Raw genomic sequence first — 2,183 nt, 5'->3', positions numbered from 1 at the left:
TCCAAACTAATCCCTGTTCTTGCCCCTAATAAAAAAAACAGGATTATCAAACTTGCAAGAGTTATTATTAAGCCTATTTTTTGCTTTGACATTATTCTCCGCCTTAGCCTCAACATTACAAAAGTTATAAAACATTTTTTGAATAATTAAAATCACCTTTATAACTAGTACTCTGTCCCCAAAAATATAATGATTATAAATCACCAAATATCCTGAAAAGTAATAAGATAGCTAAACTAACCAATTGGAAAAGAAAGAAAAAAACTTAAAAATATATAAGAGCTATTATTAATTAATCCTGAATTTGATACTTAAAAAGAACAAAATAAGAGGAAAATAAATGAATAATATGCAAGATAAATATATGCCCATCAAGGATTACGGGGTTGTAGGAAATTTAGAAACTATTGCACTTATATCAAAAGAAGGCTCGGTAGATTGGCTATGCCTGCCTGATTTTGACTCTCCCAGCGTATTTGCAAATATTTTAGATAAAGAAAGAGGCGGTTCTTTTCAGGTAAAACCTTTAGAAAAATTCTTCAGCCAGCAAAAATATATTGATAAAACCAATATACTAGAAACTACTTTCTTTACTGAAACAGGGAAAATCGTTAAGATCACTGATTTTATGCCACCAAAAACTGACCATAGTTGCAAACATTGCCTGCTATTTAGAAAACTAGAAGTAATAAAAGGAACATTACCGCTTCATTTCTCATTTCATCCCAGATTTAACTATGCAAGGAGCGAACCCAGCTATGATATTATCGAGCAGGGAATGATTGCTGCTAAAGATGAACATAATACACTTATTTTAAACACAGATATTCAAATGCATCATACTGATAATAGCCTTAAAGAAGAATTTATAGTTAAAGAAGGAGAAACACACTGGTTTTTACTATATTATCTTCCTGAATATGATAAAATCATAAGCGTTGTCGAAGCATATCCTATTGATGATGCTGCTGATGAACTTGAAAAGACAAAAAAATATTGGGAAGACTGGAGCTCAAAACTAAAATATGATGGCCCATTTCAAGAAGCTGTTTTAAGGTCAGCATTATTATTGAAATTGTTAATGTATAATCCAACTGGAGCCCTTATAAACTCTCCTACAACATCTCTTCCTGAAAATATTTCAGGAGAAAGAAACTGGGATTACAGGTATGTTTGGCTAAAAGATACAGCCTTTGCTTTTCATGCCCTATTAAATATTGGCTATAAAGATGAAGCATTTAAACTATTCAACTGGTTAGAAAACATTTGCATGCAATATGGCAGAGGGTTAAGGCCTGTTGTTAGTTTAAGAGGTGAAGCAGAATTAATAGAGCATAATTTGGAATATTTATCAGGATACAAAGATTCTACTCCGGTACGTATAGGCAATGATGCACATAACAAGTTTGAACTGGATAGCTTCTGTATGGTATTAAGATGCTCATTATCAGCCATAGAAAATGGATTTAAGCCTACTGAGCAAATGATAAATATTTTAATTGACTACACAAATATATTAAGCGAAGCCTGGAATAATCCTGATCACAGCATATGGGAAGTAAGAGATCTGGAAAGACGCTTCACTTTTTCAAAAGTAGCGGCATGGCTTGGGTTAGATGCAGGTATTAAAATTGCCAACTTATTAAAACCAAATAACCCCAATATATCGAGATGGGAAGAAATTAAGCAACAAATTCATAATAAAGCTATTGATGAAGACTGGAGCCCTGCTAAAGACAGATTTAAGTTCTATAATACCACGCTAACTCCTGATGCAAGCTTATTGCTATTACCCATATTAGGATTTTTACCTGTGACTGATCATAAACTGAAAGCCACGGTCATTAGGGTACGAAAGGAATTAAGCACTAATAGCTTAGTCTATAGATATAAACATAATGAATATAACGATGGAATAAAAGGAGATGAAGGAGCGTACACTTCCTGCTCCTTCTGGCTGGCTCATTGTTTTGCGCTATTTGGAGAAAATGAGACAGCAAAGTATATAATCAAGCATATCTTAGAATATTCAAATCCTTTACATCTGTTTTCAGAAGAAATTGATCCAAATACAAAAGACAGCCTCGGAAATTATCCACATTCTCCAACTCATGTAAGCTTTATAAACGCAGCCTTGAGTATAAAAAGTCCTGTGTAATCTAATAAGTTTGAAAATCAATTTA

General features: G+C 33.0%; 2 protein-coding genes. One reads left to right on the top strand and one right to left on the bottom strand.

From position 1 onward, the window contains the following. Positions 1-6: 6 nt before the first annotated feature. A complete protein-coding gene (locus tag A2255_03200) occupies positions 7-204 on the bottom strand; it encodes a hypothetical protein (protein ID OGI23030.1) in 198 nt (65 codons plus the stop codon). A gap of 136 nt (positions 205-340) precedes the next feature. On the opposite strand from A2255_03200, the gene A2255_03195 reads away from it, so the two are divergent. Continuing rightward, positions 341-2,158 (top strand): hypothetical protein, encoded by a 1,818-nt coding sequence (locus A2255_03195; protein ID OGI23029.1) that lies wholly within the window; start codon positions 341-343, stop codon positions 2,156-2,158. Positions 2,159-2,183 lie beyond the last annotated feature (25 nt).

Source organism: Candidatus Melainabacteria bacterium RIFOXYA2_FULL_32_9 (assembly GCA_001784615.1).
GTDB lineage: Bacteria > Cyanobacteriota > Vampirovibrionia > Gastranaerophilales > UBA9579 > UBA9579.
This window is presented reverse-complemented; position numbering and strand designations above follow the sequence as displayed.